Raw genomic sequence first — 17,866 nt, 5'->3', positions numbered from 1 at the left:
AACTCACACTTACTCTGTTATCCTACCTGCGGCCAAGTCGGCCATTCATATCGGTCCTTCTTGCGGCGGTTCTTCTGCACCACAATGAAGCCAGTATTCACATGAGTGCCGACGGAGGAGAAGGAATTGGGTGGCAGATCTCTCCAGTCCGCACCCATGTCTTCCATTAGTTTGCGAAACGCGATCGACTTGGCTGTTTGCCGGAACTCCGTCCCGGCCGACATAATAGCGGCCAGCTTTCCGTCAGGCTTTAGGAATTTCAGGGCGTGGACGACGTGGTCGATGTCCCGTTCCCGATCAAACGGCGGGTTCATGATCACGAAGTCGTAAAGCCCCGTCGTGACAGGGTCGATGTGCAGGAAGTCCTCGCAGATCACCTTGCCGTACAGGCCGGAAGCTTTCAGCTCATTGGCAAGGTGCGGCTGGATCTCTATGCAGTCGACGATGTTGTCGAAGCGATAGCGCTGGCGGTCCCATTCCGCACGGACACCCGGCTCTGGCTTGGTAAATGCCATCCGGGCGAGGTTGCCAGTGCCGGCCGATGGCTCGAGGATGCGAAGGCGCGAGCCATCCTTGCCAGCACGCAGGTCGAGCTGCCCGATCATCTTTTCTGCAGCCTCGGGAGGCGTGGGGAAGAAGCCGTAGTAGCGAGCCGGAGATGTCTTCACATTCTCCAGCGGGTCGTCTTCCTTGACCTGGCTGTCGGCGAGAACTTCGCCATAATATTCGGCCAGCAGCTTGTTTACCTTCGCCACCAGATCCTTGCGGGTGAACCAGAGGTGGGCATTGCCGTTCTTGAATATCCGGACCTTGAAGTATTCGGTCTCGACTTCAGTCTGGCGTGCGCCGCTGGAGCCTGCCCGTGCGAGATCAATCTCGCCGATGGTCTTGGTGAAGTGGACAATCGGCCGGTGGGTGCGGCGTGCCTCCGCTATCTCGGCGTCCTGCTTCTTCACCTCGTCCAGTTTGCCGTCGAGGATGGTAAAGGTGCGCTCGATGTCGATCAGCGTGGAGCGTTCGTCCCGGTTCCAGTTCCAGCTGCCATATTCGTTGAAACAGCGGGACAGAATCATGCGGGAGCCAACTTTGAAGCCGTCATGGGAGCGGAAGCGCCGGTCGAGCTTGGCGAAGGCGTTAGCCATGCCGCGCCGGAAGATCGTCTCAGCGCTGAGCATGAAGCCCTCAAGCGTGGCAACGATATTCTCGACAGTGACGGGAGGCATACCCTTGGCAGCCTCTTCCTCGCTGATGATCTGCCCAGGCTCGGTCGGCTCCTCGATGATGTGGCCCATCTGGGTCTTGAGCTGCTCCTTGGCCTCCTTGTCCATCAGGTGCTCAAGGTCGGTGCGCTCGATGATCCACGCCCACACATTTAGGTCGATGACCCGGCGCTTCTCCTTCATATAATCGTCGAAGGGAAGCTTGGCGATCGGGTGCATAGCGATCTTCGATGCCGTCTCATGCGCTGCATTGTAGGCATTGGTGCCGGGGAAGGCTCTACGCGCCATGTCAATGGCTTCCTTCTCAGCGTCGTGCGCCGCCGTGATGATCTTGTGGGCTTCGCTGAACATATCCAGCGCGGTGTTGCGGTACTTGACGATCTGCTCGACCGTGTCGCGAGGAACGATTGCGTTCATATCTTGTCTCCGTGGTTGCCATTTTCGGCGGGATGGTTAGATGCGCGTCGGCACCTGAACGAAGGTCAGGCAATCATCGTCCGAGTTGCGGATGACTACCGGATCTCCGGCGCCCATGAGCATGAACTTCGCTTCACCATCGACGTGAGAAAGGATGTCGATCAGGTATTGGGCGTTGAATCCGATCTCCAGCGACTGCTCGTTTTCAATCGAGACATCGACGGATGCTTCACCGAAGTCGACATCACGACAGGTGAGAGAGGCCATCCCCGGCAGGAAGTTGACCGAGACCGAGCCGCCCTTTGCAGGGAGAACCGCGCTGGCCTGCTTGACGCCATCAATGAAGGAAGCCGGATAGATCGTGGCGTGGTGATCGTTGTTCATAGGGATGACGCGGGTGTAATCCGGGAACTGACCGTCGATGACCTTGCTATCCACGGTCTCGTCTTCGCCAACTGTGAACCGAACGCCGGTCTTGCAAACCGTGACCATCGTTTCTTCTGGGCAGCCCTTACGCTTGAGGAGCCGCATCAATTCAACAATTGTCTTGCGAGGAATGATGACAGCGGGGATACCGTTTGCACCTTCTGGCGCAGGCATCTCATATCGAGCCAGCCGGTGGCCGTCCGTGGCGACGAAGGTGATGTGGTGCGAGTTCTCGATGACGTGCATGTAAACGCCGTTGAGATAGTAGCGCGTCTCTTCTGCAGAGATAGCGAACTGGACCTTGTTGAGAATTTTGAGCAGCGTGGCTGACGGCAGCGTGAACGTATGGTTTGACTCGTTCAATCGGTCCCGGAAGGCGTGGCTTTCGGGGAAGTCTTCGACCGGGATGTCCTGCTTCAATGTCAGGTTCAGCTTCCCGATGTTGGCGGTGAGCTTCTTCTGCGACATGGCGAAGTTGATGGCCGGAGCATCCTTCACCTTATCCATTGTGGCCTTCAGCTTGTGAGCGTCGACCAGAGCGGTGAAGTCCTTGGATACATTGCCCGGCACAAAGGTCGTGGTGCAGATGTCAAGGTCAGTGCCGAGAACATAGACGCCATTCGTCGTCGCCTTGATGAAGACGGTATCGAGAACGGGGATGGTGTTGCGACGTTCGACGACCTTGCAGGCGTTCTCAATAGCCTTCCTGAAAACCGAGTAGTCCAGAGAAGCGGTCGAAACAGTGGCGGTGACGTTGTCGATATTGCTCATGATATAGATCTCCGTGGGGTCGCATGATTGCGAGGGGGTAGAAAAGAAAAGGCCGGGCGAATGACCCGGCCTTTGGTGGGTTTATGAGGGGTGTATTACTGCCGATGGACAGGAGCCAACGACCAGAACATCGAGCCAATCCAGCCGATAAGAGTCCACCCGAAAGCTGTATTGATAATCAATATAGCCCACGAGTCTGGTCGTCTGTGGCGAAAAGCAAAGATCGTCGGCATGAAATAGAAGAAGAGAATGATTCCAACAGCGAAGATGTTGAATGGTGAATGGAAAAAGCCTTCTTCCATTTGAGCCTCCCTTGCCCGCTAATACTTCGTGGTGGATTGGATAACCTGATACGCGGTCACTTCCCGTTTCATGTAACTCAACAGCATAGGGTCGTGAGTTTCAAGAAGTTTTCGCAATCTCTCCGCCATGTCTGATGCAGCGCGGCCAGGGTTGTCGGCTTCAACGACACACTTCAGGCTGATCTGAACGATGAAATCCGGCATGGCATCACATCAATGACGGTGCGACATGGCATGCCAGCTTCGACCGGTAAGCGAGCGCCGCTGCAACCCGAAGAGCATACAGAGCGTCGTCTGTGTCGGTGATGGCTTCGGCCAGCCCTTCCTTATCGCGGCCGTAGACCGTGAAGAACTGCGCGACTCCGCCGGACTGGTTCCCATTGATGTAGGTTTCGTTGTCCTCCGGGTCGTTCTCGTTCACGCAGCCGGCCAGTTCGAGGTGTGTGAACTGCGACCAGTCCGGCTCTTTGTAATCAGTGCAGCAATTGAACAGTTCGTCGGGTCTCTCGGGCGTCATGGCCACATCCTTTCGCATAATTGCGGGTGTTAGCCCCAAGGGGGCGGGTCTCGTTTCACCATCAGGTCTATGCATTGTCCAACGCCGAGCGAGGCGGCTGTGCAATGAGCGATAATTTCAGGCGGAGTAAGATTGATGAGATGCCGTCTCAGTTTGGCGGGGAGAGGAATCTGCATCCCCATTCCGTCGCCATCGAGGAGGCCGCCGCCGAAGGTTCTGTCTCTAATGCTGTAAAATAGATACCACCTCGCCCGGCCTCGATGATCGTGGAAGTCGATGTAGATCTGAGCGGATGATGAAAACTGCTCATTTATTTCGACGGCCTTGATCATACGGCGGACACTGCGGAGGCTGACCATCGGGTAAAACTCTTCGACTTCGATTCGCATTGCCCGTGTTGGTTCAACAAAGGCAAGTAGTTCAGATGTTGGATTTTCTAGTTGCCAATCCTTCAGTACGAAGTTTGACATGAGCGTTCTATGCGCTTCATCGCGCAAGGCTTCACCGATCGACTTACTCGACATTGGTCTCCTCCTCGAGGTCGACGGTCACCGCCTCGCCGTTGCCATCGTGCTCGATGACCTTGTAGACATTGGCCGATGTATCCGGCCGGCGGACGATCTCATGTGCCTGCCGAGCCGCGTCGTGCGCGGTCTCGGCATCGATGTCGATCTCCCATGTGACGAGATAGCTAGGCATGTCACTTGTCCTTCAGAAACTGGCGCAGATCGACGATCAGTTCCTCGTGCTCTTCCTGCACGGAATCCTCTTCGTCTTCCCACGCATTGAGATTGCGGCGCAGGAGATCCAGCATCACTGTGGAGGCTGCGATCACCGGAGCATTCGATATGTGGCAGTAAGCAACGTGCTCGTAGTTGCCGTCCGCATCGCGAGGGGTGCAGATACCCACCCATTCTCGTGGCGTATTGGCGTCGACCTTGAGCATGGTGCAGGCGTGTTCGACGTCGAGCGGGAAGTCGTCGACCGCCCACGGTCCTTGTGTGTGGGGCATGGAATTATCCTTTCATGCCGGGTGGTGTTTAAAAATGGAACGCTTCACTATCGATCAGGTCAGCTCGTGTAAGGCTGTCCGTGCCAGCGATCGGGGCGTCGATAGAAACGTTCTTGAAATGGTCGAACTGGCGGTTGTAGGCCGTGACACACGCCTTGACGTGTTCCGCAAGTCTGTCGTGTCGCACTCGATTAGCGAGCGCGAGTTCCATCACCGAATTAATGATGTCCATCCGGGCCGCTGGAATGAGGTACCCCGGCAAACGTTGCTGTATGAGCTTCCGCAATTCGCCCGGCTTATTTTGTGCAAGCCTTTTCGTCTTGCCACGTTGATAGCGATCGGCATCGTATTGCCGTTCTCGCTCTCTCTGCTTTGGGTAGCTCTTTTGACCGCCGCGCTTTAGCCACGCTTGACGGACCTCGGCGTAATGGGCGCGGCGTTCCGGGTCGGCTTTAATGGCCTCTCGCTGTCGCTTATAACCGGCTCGCGCCTTCTTTGGATTATTCCTCCTCCAATTGCGGGCCATTTCCGCAGCCTTTTCCTTGTTGGCTAAACGCCACGCTCGTTTGCGCTCTCTTTCCGCGTCGTAAAGCTTCGCAAGCGCAGCCTCGGCGTCCTCAACGTCCATTTCCCGAATACGGACAAAGTCCGCTCGCTTCATCCATTTCGGGCACTTCATCTTTCATCTCCTTATTGCCATGCGCGGCGGTTGGTTTCAGGCTAACGGTGCCCTGCGGCAAAGCCGAACTCTAGGAGTTTGAGACGTGCATCATCGCCGCGTGTCTTGACGATGGCCTCGGGCTCGGACCGGATAATAACGGCGCCGTCTACGGTCTTCTCTGCTTGTTTAATGACGACGAATTGCCCGATGGTGCTGCCACCGTCACGAAGTTCAGACAGCTCGACCATCAGGTATCTATCAACGGCAGTTAGCCTGTCGAAGGCAGCGTTGGCTTCTGCCAATCCGGCAGACGTGAACACCCATCGCGACTGCCCTGTCGTCAGATCAAGCGCGTCTATCACGAAGCGATAATCGGTAAACACAATGGCTTCTCCTTGTTGCCATAGGTGGCGGGTTCGAAAAGTCTATCGGTGGGCCAGCCCTTGCCGATGCGGTAATAGATTAGCGACCGGCTTAGGCCGGACACCTCGACTGCCTCGGCTATCATCATCCGCCCGGCCGGGGTGTCGATGTATCGGCAGTTCCTTCTGTTCCGGTTGCTCGTCTTTCTGGAGACGAACCGGCAGTTCTGTGGGGAGTAGTTCCAACCGTTGTTTTCGCGGTCTATGTCCAGGCCTTTGCGGTAACCGTTGGCCTCACCCCACGCAATGAAGGCAGCGGGATCATCGAGCCACTCGGGACAGACCTTTATGCCGCGACCGCCATAATCCTTGAACTGATTGAACTCGGGGTTGTAGCAGCGGTTTTTCATGCTCCTCCAGACGGAGTAAAGAGGATGCCGTTTTTGCCCATGCTTCATGTTCTTTGCGGTGACCAATTCGGAACGGAGGCAACCGCACGACTTGGTGTTGCCGGAGGTGAGCTTGCTGATGCTGACGACTTTGGTGTTCCCGCAATCACACTGGCACGTCCAATAAGATCGGCGCCCGCCGCGTTGAATGGCGAGCGCCGTGAGTCTGCCGAAGCGGCGGTGCGTGAGATCAATGAACGGCATCTCATCACACCGAAATATTTATGGCTTCACCGAAGGGAGCCGACAGCGAACCGAAGTCACGGTTGCGACCGTAAACGCCCCACAGAACAGGGTGCGGAGGCTCATCACCGAAATCACCGACGTACAAATCAGTGAGGTAAATCGTGGCCTTTGCGTCCGGGTACTCTGCATTGATGAGGCGGAACGTATCGCTAAAGGCAGTACCGCCACCGCCCTTGGGGTGAAGAACCAGCTCGTCGCCGGTCTCAAACTCCTCGACGTGGTTCACTGTGGCGTCGGCATAGATGACGGTGAGCCGGTCAACTGCGCCCTCTCCGAAGGCCCCGTTAATCTCTGCGGCGAAGTCACGGAGTATCTCGTCATCGATCGAGCCGGAAGTGTCGACCGCAATCACAATGTGACTGACGCCATCAGCAACAGTGCCGGGCGTAACGAGACCGAGAGGCAGAAGACGACGGTTCGGCTTCGCCCAGGAAAAGTCACGGGTGCTGGACTCGTCGATGAAGCGGCGGAGAACAGCCCGCCAGTCGACCTTCGGCATGAGCAGCTCGTCGATGATACGCTGCACGCCAGCCGGAAGTTTACCAGCCTGCGCAGCCTTGGCGGTCATGGCAGCCTGCCTGATCTGCGTTTGCATCTCGGCACGCAGCTCGGCCTTGGCTGCCTCGTCGTGCTGTGCGCAGCCATCCATCGTTCCACCGCAACCACCGGTATCGCCCTGCCCTTCAGCGGAGTCGTCGCCGTTGTTCTCGTCGTCGAGGATACGGTAGATCTCCTCGGCTGAAAGACCGGTGAAGCGCGCCTCGAGCAGGCCGCGCTCTGGCATCTTGCCGACCTTGCATTCGACCAGCTCGCCGTTAATGGCGTAGTCGCAGGCATCGTTCCAGCGGCCGGGCTTACGGGACTGGCGTCGGATGTGATGCTCCAGGGCGTTGTGCATGACCTCATGGGCCAGCACGAAAACCAGCTCGTCCTTCTTCAGCTCATCGACGAAGGGCGGGTGGTAGAAGAGATGACGGCCGTCTGTCGCCATCGTATCGACCTTTTTCGGGTCATCCACCTGCACCTTCTTGAGCTGGAGCATGAGGACGCCAAAGAATGGGTGGTCCCACAGCAGCGCCGTCTGAGCGGCGAGGATCTTGTCTTCGGTTTTCATGTTGGCCTCCGTGTATCAGAATGGAATGTCATCCGGGTCGACGCCCTGATCGAGAGTGGATCTCATGCACGCAGCCACTTCGTCTGCATGCAGTGTCGCCTTGAACGCCTGCAGGAGTTCGTCATCTTCGATCGGGATGAAGGGCACGATCTGCTTTCGAGACAGCATGAACCGCCGCTCCTGCTTGATGAACGAAAGGTAGTAAAGGTGGGTGTTGAGAACGGTTTCGGGAAGCGGAGCAAAGCTCCAGCGATTGTCAGCGTGGTCGCTCTTCCTGAAGTTGTTCATGATGACGTCGGTAGTCAGCACGATTCATCTCCTTGCGATTACCAGCGCGGTCGCCCTGGCAATATCCTCTGGTGAGAGTTTCGATTTCAGGATGCTGGTGATGGTGCCCTCCATGACTGGAGAGTCGTCGAGCCAGGCGTCGGGGTGAGCAGTCTCACCCTTGACACCCGGATCTATCTTCTGGGCGATCAATGCCTTTCGACTGCGGCCAATCAAGCCGCCGCTGCTGGTATTGTTGTTGACCCGGTAAGTTCGCTTGCGAGGGTCGAAGACCAATGTCCAGTGTGCTGTCGTCTTGTCGTCCTTGATGCCGATGAAATGCCACCGCAGTTCCTCAGCCTGCGTGCCCGGATGGATGTGCTCTGGGTTGAAAGGACCGAAAACCTTACGAATGATCGCCATGAGACTGACCTCCCGTGATTGAAAGGGCAATGGCATCGGCGATGTCCTCCTGTTTCAGCATCGCCTTCATGGCTAGGGCAATGCTGCCTTTCGGAAGCATGTGACGGAGGATTGCGATCGGGCGGTAGAAGTCCGCCAGATCTTTTGCGTGCGCCTTCTCCCACTGAGGAATCGACAGGGATGTGCTCGAGAACTTCCTTGTCTCGAGGCTGAAGAGCAGATTCCAGCGGCGAAGTTCACCAGAGGCATCGCCTCCGATGAAACCCCACTTTAATGTCTGGAAGGTGCGGTCAGGATGCATCCCTGTATCCGTCGTATTGTAGGAGACAGGCCCGGCAATCCAATGAATGCCGCCCCTAGCCAAGGGTCAAGTCCTGATTACGGTGCGCCCAATCGACGAAGGCTTGGGTGTGAGAGAGCTTCTTCTCACGACGCACCGCATCGACGCACATCATAATCTCGAACTCACGAGGCAAGCGCTGCATGTAAGCCATGCCGTTGTCGAAAGACCGCTCATCAACCTTACGGGCAAGGCCAGCGGAGATTGCAAAGCGAGCCGCCGGGTCTTCCGGGATAGGCGCGCTGTTCGGATTGGCGAGTACCAGATCTAGCGAAGGCAAGTTCTGGTAAACACGAAGGAATCCTTCCAGTTCAGCCGCAGCGCCTTCACCGACGATAGCGGATACACCCTGCAGGCGGAGTGCCGTCGGAAGATTCAGGATCTTCGCCGCCTGTTCCCACGAACGGGGCGTTGGGAACGCACGCTCATCATTCTTCGGCATCGAATGGATCAGTGCCGGACGGAACCGAAGGAAGGCAATGAGCTGCGGATCAACGCCGATCTCGTTGAAGTATTCGACGTGGACATTGTCATGTCCGGCGCTCGTATCTGCATCGACGTCGATGTGAGCGAAGCGGTTAGCGAGAGCGGTAGGCATACGCTGTGCCGCAGCACGGTCAGCCTGACGATTGCCAGCCGCAACCACGCGCCAGCCCTTGGGCAGTACGTAGTCGCCGACCTTGCGGTCAAGGACCAGGCCGAACATTGCCGCCATCATCGAAGGTGGTGCGGCGTTCAGCTCGTCGAGGAACAAGATGCCTTCCTCACCGTCACGTTCGGTCTGCGGGAACTCGTCCGGCACTTTCCAGCGGGTGGTCTCGCCGGAAATATCAGGCAGGCCCATCAACGCCACCGAGTCACGGGTCGAAGCGCGGAAGTCTACCATTCCCCATTTGCGCTCGGTCACAATCTGGCGCAGCGAAGCGGACTTGCCGACGCCGGGAGGGCCCCACATGAATGCCGGGATGTCGGCGTCAATGAAGTGGTTGAGCAGAGTCGTTGCGGACTTGAGGTTCATAGAAGGTCTCCGTGTTTGCCATATCTGGCGAGGTTGGGAAGCCCACCGAAGCGTGACAGCCTGACCGCATCAGCAAGATCTTCACCTTGCAGAAGTGAGGCCATCGCATCAGCGAGCGTGTCACGCTCAAAGCGTGGGAAAGGTGTGAGGTTGTATGGCGACAGGTCGTTGGGCGGTAAGTAGTTGTTGAAGTTCGACCGGTATCTCGGAGCCACTTCACCGAAGTAGCCGCGATACCGTGCTCTTGGTCTAGTGTTCGGCGGGCGGTCGAAGGTCAGCTCGTAACGGCGAGTTCCCAGACCGTCATCGAGGACAAGAACAAACCAGAATTTCAGGTGGTATTCTGTGATCTGTCGTGCATACGGGCCGTACATTACGCCGGTCGGCATGTGTTCACTTTATCCAATGTGGTTCGGAGCCTGCCTTGATTTCAGATACCGCCCAACAATGCAGGTTGCCGATCTTTTGCAGCTTTGCTGCTTCGGCGTCTGCCTGTTTCCGTGTCTCGGCGACGATCCAATGATCTTCGATGTTGTTGCCGCCGTGATTGATGGACCAAGCTACGATGAACATGGCATTTCCTTTCTCGCATGATTGCGGGTGGTTATTTCCACACCTGATAGTCCGGGAAGAGAACGGCGGGACCGCATATAAATGGCAGGTTCGAGAATGACGGTTCCCACCCATTGGACAACACATTGTTGCGGTAAATCTCGGTCGCCCGGATGTTTCGGATGTGACGGTCGTTGATCGAACTGGTCTCGCCGACGAACATATCGCGGTACTCGCCCCGATAGAGCACGTTCACGCGCTCTATCGGTTCGTCGAAGAACGTCCGCACATGCTCCAATAGTTTGGCACGGGGAACTACCGTGGCGCGCGCAACCGTAAACCGTTCCTCTTTGATGTCGCCGAGTACCGGGATGAGGAGAAATCGAACAGGCGATGGGTGATTGCGTTCACTCATGCGAGAAAGTCCGACACGCTGTCGAGGATCTTCTGAGCCTCATCGGCCACGTCGCGGCGGATCGCTGGCCTATCGCGCAGAGTCGAGGCATCGTGCTCGGCCAGTGGCTTGAGCCGTTCGACCATGGCGGAAAGCTCACGGTCGCCAGTGATGTTCAATGCTGGCAGGATGCTAATCAGATCGCGCACATTCTCGACAAGGCTGTCGCGAAACACGCCTTCCGTCTTGTCACCCGGACGACCGGCTGGCTTGTAGGCGTTGAGACGCTCGACCATGCGGCCGGTGACGTCTGCCACGCGGCGGTAAACATCGCGCACCGCTTCCGTGGTGGCGTCGGAGACTTGCTGCTCGATTTCCTCGCGGATGCGGTCTGCCTGGGATTCAGACATCTGGACGCGGAAGTCTTCCGAGGTGGGGACCGGAAGAACCTTGCAGGCAACGCCGAACTTGCTGCGCAAGATGTGAGCGTCCGGGTAGTCGTCGTCCTTGAACATGCCGTTCAGGCGGACACGGGCATCGGCCACATATTGCGGGTAGTCGGCGAGGAATTTGTCGACGGCCCGGTCGAACTTGGCGACCTGACCACGCACCCATGACATATGCTGCAAGTATGCATCGCTCGCCATGATGCGACTGCCGTTGTCCATCCATGGCAATGTGCGCTTGAGGAAGTCCGAGCGGGTTTCGCCGACGATGGATACGATTTCCGCCAATGCTTCCTTCGGGAGGAGCAGCTTGTTGTACCGGCCAGCGTCGGCGGCAGCGCCGTGGTTCTGGTTGACCTCGTCGGTGATCTGCCGGTCAAGGCGACGGCCTGACCATTGCGAGATGGACAGGGAGACGATCATCGCGCGGCTGGCGAGGACCGAGGAAACGGATTGAGGATTTGTCATGATATTCACGGGAGTCTCCGTTGTGGTGCCATAGTTGGCGGGGTGTCAGGCAATCTCGGCGTTACTTTCGAGGATTTCGCAACCGGGAAGCGTGGATGGATCGAGCAACATGATGAGGCAATTGTCCAAGTTGGACTCGTTGTACATTTCTTTGACGTCATTCTCGTCGACGCCTTCGTTTCTGGCTCGTTCTTGTGCGTCGGTGACAAGCGTGGGCACGTCAAAGATGCGCAGATAGATTGAGAACTCGGCTATCATAGCAATTCTCCATCTTCATCGAAGTTGTAGTCGGCGAGCGCCTCGTCGACCACTTGGTCGGACGTGAGGTATTCATGTTCAGCTTCGAGCTGGTCGTATATCCAGTCCATGAATCCGCGCAGGCTTGCCTTGATGCGGTCCTCGAATGAGTCGAAGTCCAGATCGCGAGCCTTGAGCAAGGCTTCATAGACCATGACTTGCAGTTCGTTGTCCTCGTCGATGTTGTCGGGGAGCGGCAGGCCAATGTCGAAATGCGTGCTGCCGGAGTGTGAATAATATCCAGAGTTGGTGACGCGGACATAGGCATCGGGAATGAGATCGCGGCATCCTTCGGAGAGCAACGCCAGATCGAAGGCGAGTGAATGCAGTTCCTTGTCCAGTGGCGCGTATTCCATCACCTTGTTGAGCGAGGCGAGCGGATCGGCTAATGGGGTCCAGCGCCCTGAAAACGACGCGCCGTCACCTTGCGACCAGAAGCCGGAGAACTGTATTGATGGTTGCCGCGCGGTGCCATCTATCTCTATGCCCATCATTTCGGCGATGGTGACCGCGTCGTCATAGACGGAGTCCCACCACTCATGATCGGGGTAGCCTTCGCGATAATTGTCGCGAGCGCGTTCTTTCGCTCGGTCGGACAACTGGTCGAACTTGAACTCGGCGGGTTCGTCGTCGATGTCGTCGAGGCATTCGAGCTTGCGATGCTCTTCGCATTCGGGCGTCTCGATCAGGAACCGGCCACGGAAGAAACACCCGCAATTCAGGCTCACAATGAGCGGCAGGGCGGCATTCATGTTGATCTCCTCATATGCATGGTTGCGGGTGAAAGCGTTACCTGCTCCGCAACAAAAGGCGGTAGGCGACGAGCGAAGCGGCGATATAAATCAAGCCGATGGCGATAAAGACGGTCTCAAAAGACATAATTTTCTCTGTTGCATGATTGCGAGGGGGTGCGCGCCGGTTACGAGGGCGGGCGGTCACGCGGATTTCCCGCCGAGTTGAGTCAGCCGGCTTTAAAAGCCCGGCGCATGGGACACCTCCGGTTTTGAGGGATCGGAAGTCAGCCTCGGGGGCAGAGGCCAAACTATTGTGGCAGGATCGCTATCGCGACAGCCCAGAAAACAAGCATGAAGGCCGTAACGACCACGGCAGGCATGACGTCGTAACAAAGGAAGTCAGCCAGTTCGCGGAGTGCATCTTTCACGCGCGCACCTCTATGCGGCAGGAGCCGACGGCGAGAGTCTTTGCGGCGGACACGGCGCGGTAACGACTTTTGTATGTCGTGAGGCGCTCAAGGATTCCGTTTGGGAACTGGATTGCCAGCGACCAGCGGGCCGTCGAGCGGCGACGTTCGTTCAATATGACGTATGTGTATGCAACGGGCGCTTTCATGGCGCGGATCTCCTCTTTTCGCATGTTTGCGGGTGGTGAAAGGCGTAGTCAGCCGTCGAAGGCGCGCAGGGTCAGACGGTGCGCAAATTCCCGGCCTCTGTCGTAGGATTCGTCAAGCCCGGTATAGTCGCAGTCGTCGGTGCGAGCGGGGTCAGCCCATGTAATGGACAGGCGGAACTCCCGCATCCCAAGCAGAAATGCTTTCAGTTTGCGCACGGTCATGCTTCCTTTCCGGTCAAGGCGATGGAATAGAAAAGATTGTGCGCGCCATTCTGGTTCGCCTCATTCGGCGACCGCTCGAATCGGTCAAGCGCGGCGTTGTAAGCCGCCGCTTGCGTTGCCGTGAAAACATGGCCGGTAAAGGCGCGGTATCCAGGCGCAATACGCGGCGGGACGTTCACGACAACAGGCGAGCCATTGGCGATTGCGCGGTTGACGGCGCGTGACAGGGCGGCTTGAGCGGGGTTGCTCATGGCGCGTTTCCTTTCGTGCATAGTTGCAGGGTGCGGGGTGCGGGTTAGACCGGGCTTAGGCGTCCGGTGCGAATGTAAAGGCCGGGATCTTGCTCGACTCGCAGGCATTGGCCTTCTGTATGGCCGTGCAAAAGCGCCTTGCGGCGCATACCGGCAAGGTTTTCAGGCTTGATCTTGTCGCCTTGCTGGTAGGCGACGGCGTAGGTGTATAGGTGTGTTTCCCAATGGCGCGGCATGGCGTTACACCGGCACATAGCGGGAGCCATTCCAGACTTGCAACGTCTCGCGGCTCGCGGAATCGCTGGAGCGTCGGGCTTGGTTCATGGCGTCGTCAGGGTCGTGCGCGCCGATCATGATCCAGCCAAAAGGCGACCGGCACCGGAAGCTGATAAGTCCCGGCGCGGCGAGTGGGAGATGACAGGTTGAAACGCTATTCATTGATCGACTCCGCTACAGGAATGCCGGTGCACGCTTCGAGGTTCGCGTCAGTGGGCTGGATTGCGGCCAAAAGGCAGGCCATGGAGTCCGTGGGTTCGGCGAGTGCATACGCTTCCGCCTCGCCTGTTACGGGAACGCATGAAGTCCACTGGCCTTCACCGGACGACTGCGCGACGTCGACACATGCTTCAAGGTCGTCAATGTCGCGAAATTCTTCGATGACAGTTGCCTTTGTGAAGCCCTTGTCGAACGCGACCACGACATATTGCGTAGGCATGTCAGGGCGCGGAATGGGCGCCGTATCATGCGGGAGCGAAACAGGCAGGAAGGCGAGTGCGGCGAGAATGGTTTTCATTGCAGTGACTCCAAGACGCGAGCGGTTGAAAGGCGTGCGCGCATGGCGTCAGACCGCTTGACCGACTCTTCGAGCTCGCGCAGGAAGGCGGCACGTTGTGCGGCCTTGGCAGTCTCAAAATGTGGGTGGCGGAAAGGCGCATAATCAGCCTGCCGCCGGACGGATTCCGGGCGTGAAAGCATGACATTTTCTCCATGAGCGCATGATTGCGTGATCGGCGTGAAGCCGTGAAAAGGCGCGCGAAAGCGCCCTTGCAGGGGTTCACGGAAAAGCCGGGCCCTATTCGGACCCGGCCCTGTCGATTTTTCAGATTAAGCGGCCTTCGCTTCCGCCGTTGCTTCCGGCTTCGCCTTGATAAGGCGCGGGGCAGGCTTCGCAGGCTTTTCCGCCTTTGGCTGCGTCAGGGCACGCTTGTGCATGGCAAGGAAGTTATTCAAGGCGCGAGCGAAAGCCTTGTCGTCACGGCTTGCCGATTCATCCTCGATAACCTTTTTCGCGGCAGACTCCACGCGTTCCATAAGCGACTTAGCAGCCTTGCCCGCGCCGGCATTGGCTTCCTTGGCATAGTTCGCCGGCGCGATTTCCAGCGCCTTTTCAAGGTTCGATTCCTTGCCCTTCGCATAGACGAACGTCTGCGATTCCTTTTCAAACTTCGCCTTTGCAAAAGCGCCTACCCATGCACGCAATCCGGCACGGTAGTTAACCGGCGTGACGGCATAAAGCGCGTTCACATACTTCGCATCGTTGTGCTCATCCAGATGAGCGATAGCCGAATAAGCGAGTTGGTGCTCTTTTTCCGTGAACGTGGCAATGGCTTCGCCACGGCCTTCGATAGCTTTACCTAGCGCGTTACCTTTGAGAACCTTGAAATTTGCCATGATGAATTTCCTTTTCCATTTGTCGCATAATTGCGGGGGTCGAAGCCGAATAGCTTCACAAAAGGCAGGCTTTCCCTGCCCTTTATGCTGCAATTCAGTAGCCAAGCCATGCCAGAACGGCATTGCCTGCAATGCATCCGCCGTTGATAACGGCGATTGTTTCGCCGGATACACAATCGAATAGTTCGCAATCGTCAAAGTCGATTGCCTTGTGTCCGTGCCGTGCCAATTCGGCTATTGCCGCATTGATTGAGACGTTACTTTCCATAGCAGTTTCAAAATCCATTGCCTTGCCTTTCCGTTGAAAAAGCCCGGCCTTATCTGCCAAGCTATCGCAACGGAAAAAGCCGGAAAGCTTTTTCAGCAATTCCGGCCTTTTCACATTGAAAATTCTTTGAATGGTTTATCTCGAAACATCCGGCGCTTGCCGGGGACTAGCCTTATAGAGCGGCGCTTTTTCAGAGCTTCATATCGGACTATCCCAACCGAACCGCATATTGCCTATTGTGCTTTGCTTTATCGCCCGTCCTGTTTCCAGCGGCGCATATTTGCAAATGTCCTATTGTTAAGTCAGGCCGGAACATAGGCCCCGATTGACTGGCAAAGCTTGTAAGACTTCACACGCATCAATCACCGATTCGCAACCGCGCCTTTGTTGATCCCTAGAACCTATTCAACCCCGCTAATCCACACTGACAAGTCAGTCACGATTTACGTCCGCCTAGCAAGTAACAGGGCAAAAGCCGTTGTCTTGTTTTCAAAGAACCCGCCTGCCCGTTGCCGGTCTGGCGTATCGTTGCCCCGTTGCCGTTGCTTCGATACACATAGAATAATTCAGAGCGTATTAAACGCAAGCGCTATTTTTAATAAATTATACGTTTTGTATCTAACGTATTGAAAACAAACAAAACAAATTTATACGAAACGAATTACATTTCCGCCACAGCTCCCAAAAAACAGGCCATTTTCAAGCCGGTTTTTCAATGGATCGTCGATGCAATAACAAAACAAAAACAATATGTTAGCGCGCTCAAAAACCGTTTGAGCTGTTATGATTTTTGACCGCCGGAAAATTCGATATGAAGCCAGACGGATACTAATGCGTTGATTTTTTTATGAATTTACTTGTTATCAGTTAAAAAAAACCATCACCCAGGTATCACGTGCCCGGCCATGCCATGACGGCAGGAAGGCCGCGCCATAGGCCGTCAACCGCATATGCGGCCGGTAGGCGGCAGGCGCTGGCAATGGTGCAAAAGCGGATAGGCTTTTCACTTTTCCCCTTGCGTGGACTCAAATCGGCGAGTCAAACAAATGCCCATAAGCCATTATTGCCAGCGGCGATAAGGTACGGCCCAGACGCCGGACGCCGCGCATGGTGCACATAACCACAATCCACATACGCTAACAGGACTAGCAGAGCGAAGCGAAGGCGAAGCCGGAAGGCACCTGCCATGCCCCACGCCATGCCAGCGCCTGCCCATGCCTGCCCGCTCATGGCGCGCTATGCCCGTGCCCACGTGCACGCCACCCACGCGCCTACCCATGCGCCCACGTGCACGCCTCATGCACGCCCACGTGAGCCGCCATCAAATGTCATTGCATATCAATGGGTTAGACCACGTGGCCGGTTAGGTTCTTCTGGCAGGGGGGTGGGGCACCGCGGGTCGGGCGCAGCGCAGTATTCGAGCGGTTTTGAAGATTTTGTTTCTACCGTTCCGATTCCGTGACGGTCGGCCTCTTGGTCCGGGTGATCTTGGCACTCAGTTTCGAGAAAAAAATTCTACGGTGTGACTAGCTCCGATAGAAATAATTTTGCGTACGACCACGGAAACACCGGGGCATCGTTAGAACAAAGCTATCGTTTGGAGGCTGAAATGCAGATCAAGCTCGGCACTTCAAACATCAATTCGCTGAAGAGCTTCACTCGATTGTCGGAGCGCCTGGCTAAAGGCACCTTCAAAGATGAGCTTCATCGTGGCGTTGTTGACGCTGGCCGTCGCACCAAAGTGAAGGTGCAGAAGGCAGTCACCAAACAGATGAACCTGAAGCCCGGCAACTATCAGGGCTACGTCGTGGCCGGTACGAGGGGCGTCTCTCGCAAAGCAATTCTCGCCTTCGACATCTTCGGTGTGAAGGGCGGCACGGACATTGAGAAGTATCGGGGACTTCGATCGGTGAAATCATCCAGCCGATTGAATGTTGGCCGCAAGGGACTGGATCGGGGAACCGTCCGGTCTGGAGTGTGGAACAATCCGCGCATCTTCAAACGCTCGTTTGTTGCGGACGGAAATTTCTACGCGATGCTGCCACCGAGCGCCGGGACGTCAAGTCGCGCACCGAAAGCGCTTTGGACCTTTGGCCGGAAGCCTAATCAGCCGCGAGGCGCAGGCGGCAAGTTCGCCTCCTCGGGGGTGAAGTACGGCAAGATCCGCCGGCTGTTCGGCCCCGCACTGATGAAGGAAATCCCAGAGGACGAGTCCTTGAACACGTTCTTGGTGGTCGGCCCGCAGCAGCTTGAGCTGCACGTAGGCAAGCGCATCGAAAAACTCATGAGGTTCTAATGCTGATCGCGGTCGCCGCATTGATGTTGCTCGTCGTGTCTGGCGAGCAACGCATATCTCCCGATGTACCGACGGCCCCTGCCCCATGGATGGAACAGGGAAACCG

General features: G+C 56.6%; 31 protein-coding genes. 1 reads left to right on the top strand and 30 read right to left on the bottom strand.

The genetic code is table 11. From position 1 onward, the window contains the following. Nucleotides 1-17: 17 nt before the first annotated feature. The 30 genes from MKS82_RS03265 to MKS82_RS03120 form a co-directional block, all read right to left on the bottom strand. Nucleotides 18-1,637: a DUF4942 domain-containing protein gene (locus MKS82_RS03265; protein ID WP_240578355.1), complete on the bottom strand. Its 1,620-nt coding sequence runs from the start codon at nucleotides 1,635-1,637 to the stop codon at nucleotides 18-20. Between the two features lie 36 nt (nucleotides 1,638-1,673). Next, the gene (dnaN, locus tag MKS82_RS03260; protein WP_240578354.1) at nucleotides 1,674-2,834 is read right to left on the bottom strand and encodes a DNA polymerase III subunit beta; all 1,161 of its coding nucleotides are present in this window, start codon (nucleotides 2,832-2,834) and stop codon (nucleotides 1,674-1,676) included. Nucleotides 2,835-2,929: 95 nt separating this feature from the next. After that, on the bottom strand, nucleotides 2,930-3,136 hold the full coding sequence (locus MKS82_RS03255; protein ID WP_240578353.1) for a superinfection immunity protein: 207 nt from the start codon (nucleotides 3,134-3,136) through the stop codon (nucleotides 2,930-2,932). 208 nt (nucleotides 3,137-3,344) lie between these two features. Beyond that, complete coding sequence (locus MKS82_RS03250) at nucleotides 3,345-3,653, bottom strand: hypothetical protein (protein ID WP_240578352.1); 309 nt, start codon at nucleotides 3,651-3,653, stop codon at nucleotides 3,345-3,347. A 29-nt stretch (nucleotides 3,654-3,682) separates the two neighbouring features. Then, nucleotides 3,683-4,177 carry a hypothetical protein gene (locus MKS82_RS03245; protein WP_240578351.1) on the bottom strand — a complete coding sequence of 165 codons (495 nt, stop codon included), beginning with the start codon at nucleotides 4,175-4,177 and terminating at the stop codon, nucleotides 3,683-3,685. Further along, entirely contained in the window at nucleotides 4,167-4,352 is a 186-nt protein-coding gene (locus MKS82_RS03240) for a hypothetical protein (protein WP_240578350.1), read from the bottom strand. The genes MKS82_RS03245 and MKS82_RS03240 overlap by 11 nt, the downstream gene beginning before the upstream one ends. 1 nt (nucleotide 4,353) lies before the next feature. After that, the gene (locus tag MKS82_RS03235; RefSeq protein ID WP_240578349.1) at nucleotides 4,354-4,665 is read right to left on the bottom strand and encodes a hypothetical protein; all 312 of its coding nucleotides are present in this window, start codon (nucleotides 4,663-4,665) and stop codon (nucleotides 4,354-4,356) included. Between the two features lie 28 nt (nucleotides 4,666-4,693). Further along, on the bottom strand, nucleotides 4,694-5,344 hold the full coding sequence (locus MKS82_RS03230) for a hypothetical protein (RefSeq protein ID WP_240578348.1): 651 nt from the start codon (nucleotides 5,342-5,344) through the stop codon (nucleotides 4,694-4,696). A 41-nt stretch (nucleotides 5,345-5,385) separates the two neighbouring features. After that, complete coding sequence (locus MKS82_RS03225; RefSeq protein WP_240578347.1) at nucleotides 5,386-5,709, bottom strand: hypothetical protein; 324 nt, start codon at nucleotides 5,707-5,709, stop codon at nucleotides 5,386-5,388. Continuing rightward, nucleotides 5,685-6,341 (bottom strand): hypothetical protein, encoded by a 657-nt coding sequence (locus tag MKS82_RS03220; protein ID WP_240578346.1) that lies wholly within the window; start codon nucleotides 6,339-6,341, stop codon nucleotides 5,685-5,687. The genes MKS82_RS03225 and MKS82_RS03220 overlap by 25 nt, the downstream gene beginning before the upstream one ends. 4 nt (nucleotides 6,342-6,345) lie before the next feature. Then, entirely contained in the window at nucleotides 6,346-7,497 is a 1,152-nt protein-coding gene (locus MKS82_RS03215; protein WP_240578345.1) for a DUF2201 family putative metallopeptidase, read from the bottom strand. A 15-nt stretch (nucleotides 7,498-7,512) separates the two neighbouring features. Continuing rightward, entirely contained in the window at nucleotides 7,513-7,806 is a 294-nt protein-coding gene (locus tag MKS82_RS03210) for a hypothetical protein (RefSeq protein WP_109369032.1), read from the bottom strand. A 3-nt stretch (nucleotides 7,807-7,809) separates the two neighbouring features. Next, nucleotides 7,810-8,187 carry a hypothetical protein gene (locus MKS82_RS03205; RefSeq protein ID WP_240578344.1) on the bottom strand — a complete coding sequence of 126 codons (378 nt, stop codon included), beginning with the start codon at nucleotides 8,185-8,187 and terminating at the stop codon, nucleotides 7,810-7,812. Continuing rightward, nucleotides 8,171-8,488, bottom strand: a complete 318-nt coding sequence (locus MKS82_RS03200) for a hypothetical protein (protein WP_240578343.1) — start codon at nucleotides 8,486-8,488, stop codon at nucleotides 8,171-8,173. Before MKS82_RS03200 ends, MKS82_RS03205 begins: the two co-directional genes overlap by 17 nt. 55 nt (nucleotides 8,489-8,543) lie before the next feature. Then, on the bottom strand, nucleotides 8,544-9,545 hold the full coding sequence (locus tag MKS82_RS03195) for an AAA family ATPase (protein WP_240578342.1): 1,002 nt from the start codon (nucleotides 9,543-9,545) through the stop codon (nucleotides 8,544-8,546). Continuing rightward, nucleotides 9,542-9,934, bottom strand: coding sequence for a hypothetical protein (locus MKS82_RS03190; RefSeq protein WP_151589698.1), 393 nt, complete (start codon nucleotides 9,932-9,934; stop codon nucleotides 9,542-9,544). The genes MKS82_RS03195 and MKS82_RS03190 overlap by 4 nt, the downstream gene beginning before the upstream one ends. Before the next feature lie 4 nt (nucleotides 9,935-9,938). After that, complete coding sequence (locus MKS82_RS03185) at nucleotides 9,939-10,118, bottom strand: hypothetical protein (RefSeq protein ID WP_240578341.1); 180 nt, start codon at nucleotides 10,116-10,118, stop codon at nucleotides 9,939-9,941. 31 nt (nucleotides 10,119-10,149) lie between these two features. After that, nucleotides 10,150-10,512: a hypothetical protein gene (locus tag MKS82_RS03180; protein ID WP_140019428.1), complete on the bottom strand. Its 363-nt coding sequence runs from the start codon at nucleotides 10,510-10,512 to the stop codon at nucleotides 10,150-10,152. Then, nucleotides 10,509-11,414: a hypothetical protein gene (locus MKS82_RS03175; RefSeq protein WP_140019429.1), complete on the bottom strand. Its 906-nt coding sequence runs from the start codon at nucleotides 11,412-11,414 to the stop codon at nucleotides 10,509-10,511. Before MKS82_RS03175 ends, MKS82_RS03180 begins: the two co-directional genes overlap by 4 nt. A gap of 36 nt (nucleotides 11,415-11,450) precedes the next feature. Beyond that, the gene (locus MKS82_RS03170; RefSeq protein WP_240578340.1) at nucleotides 11,451-11,663 is read right to left on the bottom strand and encodes a hypothetical protein; all 213 of its coding nucleotides are present in this window, start codon (nucleotides 11,661-11,663) and stop codon (nucleotides 11,451-11,453) included. Then, nucleotides 11,660-12,454 carry a hypothetical protein gene (locus MKS82_RS03165; protein WP_240578339.1) on the bottom strand — a complete coding sequence of 265 codons (795 nt, stop codon included), beginning with the start codon at nucleotides 12,452-12,454 and terminating at the stop codon, nucleotides 11,660-11,662. Before MKS82_RS03165 ends, MKS82_RS03170 begins: the two co-directional genes overlap by 4 nt. A gap of 406 nt (nucleotides 12,455-12,860) precedes the next feature. Then, nucleotides 12,861-13,052 (bottom strand): hypothetical protein, encoded by a 192-nt coding sequence (locus tag MKS82_RS03160; RefSeq protein ID WP_109369021.1) that lies wholly within the window; start codon nucleotides 13,050-13,052, stop codon nucleotides 12,861-12,863. 48 nt (nucleotides 13,053-13,100) lie between these two features. Continuing rightward, a complete protein-coding gene (locus MKS82_RS03155) occupies nucleotides 13,101-13,274 on the bottom strand; it encodes a hypothetical protein (protein ID WP_167522194.1) in 174 nt (57 codons plus the stop codon). Next, on the bottom strand, nucleotides 13,271-13,525 hold the full coding sequence (locus MKS82_RS03150) for a DUF2478 domain-containing protein (RefSeq protein WP_109369020.1): 255 nt from the start codon (nucleotides 13,523-13,525) through the stop codon (nucleotides 13,271-13,273). Before MKS82_RS03150 ends, MKS82_RS03155 begins: the two co-directional genes overlap by 4 nt. Nucleotides 13,526-13,569: 44 nt before the next feature. Beyond that, a complete protein-coding gene (locus MKS82_RS03145; RefSeq protein ID WP_109369019.1) occupies nucleotides 13,570-13,761 on the bottom strand; it encodes a hypothetical protein in 192 nt (63 codons plus the stop codon). 4 nt (nucleotides 13,762-13,765) lie between these two features. Further along, on the bottom strand, nucleotides 13,766-13,963 hold the full coding sequence (locus MKS82_RS03140) for a hypothetical protein (RefSeq protein ID WP_240578338.1): 198 nt from the start codon (nucleotides 13,961-13,963) through the stop codon (nucleotides 13,766-13,768). After that, nucleotides 13,956-14,318 (bottom strand): hypothetical protein, encoded by a 363-nt coding sequence (locus MKS82_RS03135; RefSeq protein WP_240578337.1) that lies wholly within the window; start codon nucleotides 14,316-14,318, stop codon nucleotides 13,956-13,958. Before MKS82_RS03135 ends, MKS82_RS03140 begins: the two co-directional genes overlap by 8 nt. Further along, nucleotides 14,315-14,500: a hypothetical protein gene (locus MKS82_RS03130; RefSeq protein ID WP_109369016.1), complete on the bottom strand. Its 186-nt coding sequence runs from the start codon at nucleotides 14,498-14,500 to the stop codon at nucleotides 14,315-14,317. Before MKS82_RS03130 ends, MKS82_RS03135 begins: the two co-directional genes overlap by 4 nt. Before the next feature lie 129 nt (nucleotides 14,501-14,629). Beyond that, complete coding sequence (locus MKS82_RS03125) at nucleotides 14,630-15,196, bottom strand: hypothetical protein (protein ID WP_240578336.1); 567 nt, start codon at nucleotides 15,194-15,196, stop codon at nucleotides 14,630-14,632. Nucleotides 15,197-15,290: 94 nt separating this feature from the next. Next, nucleotides 15,291-15,482 (bottom strand): hypothetical protein, encoded by a 192-nt coding sequence (locus MKS82_RS03120; protein WP_151677565.1) that lies wholly within the window; start codon nucleotides 15,480-15,482, stop codon nucleotides 15,291-15,293. A 1,591-nt stretch (nucleotides 15,483-17,073) separates the two neighbouring features. Here MKS82_RS03120 and MKS82_RS03115 point away from each other — a divergent pair. Then, on the top strand, nucleotides 17,074-17,760 hold the full coding sequence (locus MKS82_RS03115) for a hypothetical protein (protein WP_109369013.1): 687 nt from the start codon (nucleotides 17,074-17,076) through the stop codon (nucleotides 17,758-17,760). The last annotated feature ends 106 nt before the right edge of the window (nucleotides 17,761-17,866 follow it).

This window comes from Ochrobactrum sp. A-1, from assembly GCF_022488005.1.
In the GTDB taxonomy this organism is placed as follows: Bacteria; Pseudomonadota; Alphaproteobacteria; order Rhizobiales; family Rhizobiaceae; genus Brucella.
This window is presented reverse-complemented; position numbering and strand designations above follow the sequence as displayed.

Excerpts from the sequence above, each read along its gene's own strand:
- MKS82_RS03265 (WP_240578355.1), bottom strand. The coding sequence starts at position 1,637 with ATGAACGCAATCGTTCCTCGCGACACGGTCGAGCAGATCGTCAAGTAC.
- dnaN (WP_240578354.1), bottom strand. The coding sequence starts at position 2,834 with ATGAGCAATATCGACAACGTCACCGCCACTGTTTCGACCGCTTCTCTG.
- MKS82_RS03255 (WP_240578353.1), bottom strand. The coding sequence starts at position 3,136 with ATGGAAGAAGGCTTTTTCCATTCACCATTCAACATCTTCGCTGTTGGA.
- MKS82_RS03250 (WP_240578352.1), bottom strand. The coding sequence starts at position 3,653 with ATGACGCCCGAGAGACCCGACGAACTGTTCAATTGCTGCACTGATTAC.
- MKS82_RS03245 (WP_240578351.1), bottom strand. The coding sequence starts at position 4,177 with ATGTCGAGTAAGTCGATCGGTGAAGCCTTGCGCGATGAAGCGCATAGA.
- MKS82_RS03240 (WP_240578350.1), bottom strand. The coding sequence starts at position 4,352 with ATGCCTAGCTATCTCGTCACATGGGAGATCGACATCGATGCCGAGACC.
- MKS82_RS03235 (WP_240578349.1), bottom strand. The coding sequence starts at position 4,665 with ATGCCCCACACACAAGGACCGTGGGCGGTCGACGACTTCCCGCTCGAC.
- MKS82_RS03230 (WP_240578348.1), bottom strand. The coding sequence starts at position 5,344 with ATGAAGTGCCCGAAATGGATGAAGCGAGCGGACTTTGTCCGTATTCGG.
- MKS82_RS03220 (WP_240578346.1), bottom strand. The coding sequence starts at position 6,341 with ATGCCGTTCATTGATCTCACGCACCGCCGCTTCGGCAGACTCACGGCG.
- MKS82_RS03215 (WP_240578345.1), bottom strand. The coding sequence starts at position 7,497 with ATGAAAACCGAAGACAAGATCCTCGCCGCTCAGACGGCGCTGCTGTGG.
- MKS82_RS03205 (WP_240578344.1), bottom strand. The coding sequence starts at position 8,187 with ATGGCGATCATTCGTAAGGTTTTCGGTCCTTTCAACCCAGAGCACATC.
- MKS82_RS03200 (WP_240578343.1), bottom strand. The coding sequence starts at position 8,488 with ATGCATCCTGACCGCACCTTCCAGACATTAAAGTGGGGTTTCATCGGA.
- MKS82_RS03195 (WP_240578342.1), bottom strand. The coding sequence starts at position 9,545 with ATGAACCTCAAGTCCGCAACGACTCTGCTCAACCACTTCATTGACGCC.
- MKS82_RS03190 (WP_151589698.1), bottom strand. The coding sequence starts at position 9,934 with ATGCCGACCGGCGTAATGTACGGCCCGTATGCACGACAGATCACAGAA.
- MKS82_RS03185 (WP_240578341.1), bottom strand. The coding sequence starts at position 10,118 with ATGTTCATCGTAGCTTGGTCCATCAATCACGGCGGCAACAACATCGAA.
- MKS82_RS03180 (WP_140019428.1), bottom strand. The coding sequence starts at position 10,512 with ATGAGTGAACGCAATCACCCATCGCCTGTTCGATTTCTCCTCATCCCG.
- MKS82_RS03170 (WP_240578340.1), bottom strand. The coding sequence starts at position 11,663 with ATGATAGCCGAGTTCTCAATCTATCTGCGCATCTTTGACGTGCCCACG.
- MKS82_RS03165 (WP_240578339.1), bottom strand. The coding sequence starts at position 12,454 with ATGAATGCCGCCCTGCCGCTCATTGTGAGCCTGAATTGCGGGTGTTTC.
- MKS82_RS03160 (WP_109369021.1), bottom strand. The coding sequence starts at position 13,052 with ATGAAAGCGCCCGTTGCATACACATACGTCATATTGAACGAACGTCGC.
- MKS82_RS03155 (WP_167522194.1), bottom strand. The coding sequence starts at position 13,274 with ATGACCGTGCGCAAACTGAAAGCATTTCTGCTTGGGATGCGGGAGTTC.
- MKS82_RS03150 (WP_109369020.1), bottom strand. The coding sequence starts at position 13,525 with ATGAGCAACCCCGCTCAAGCCGCCCTGTCACGCGCCGTCAACCGCGCA.
- MKS82_RS03145 (WP_109369019.1), bottom strand. The coding sequence starts at position 13,761 with ATGCCGCGCCATTGGGAAACACACCTATACACCTACGCCGTCGCCTAC.
- MKS82_RS03140 (WP_240578338.1), bottom strand. The coding sequence starts at position 13,963 with ATGAATAGCGTTTCAACCTGTCATCTCCCACTCGCCGCGCCGGGACTT.
- MKS82_RS03135 (WP_240578337.1), bottom strand. The coding sequence starts at position 14,318 with ATGAAAACCATTCTCGCCGCACTCGCCTTCCTGCCTGTTTCGCTCCCG.
- MKS82_RS03130 (WP_109369016.1), bottom strand. The coding sequence starts at position 14,500 with ATGCTTTCACGCCCGGAATCCGTCCGGCGGCAGGCTGATTATGCGCCT.
- MKS82_RS03125 (WP_240578336.1), bottom strand. The coding sequence starts at position 15,196 with ATGGCAAATTTCAAGGTTCTCAAAGGTAACGCGCTAGGTAAAGCTATC.
- MKS82_RS03120 (WP_151677565.1), bottom strand. The coding sequence starts at position 15,482 with ATGGATTTTGAAACTGCTATGGAAAGTAACGTCTCAATCAATGCGGCA.
- MKS82_RS03115 (WP_109369013.1), top strand. The coding sequence starts at position 17,074 with ATGCAGATCAAGCTCGGCACTTCAAACATCAATTCGCTGAAGAGCTTC.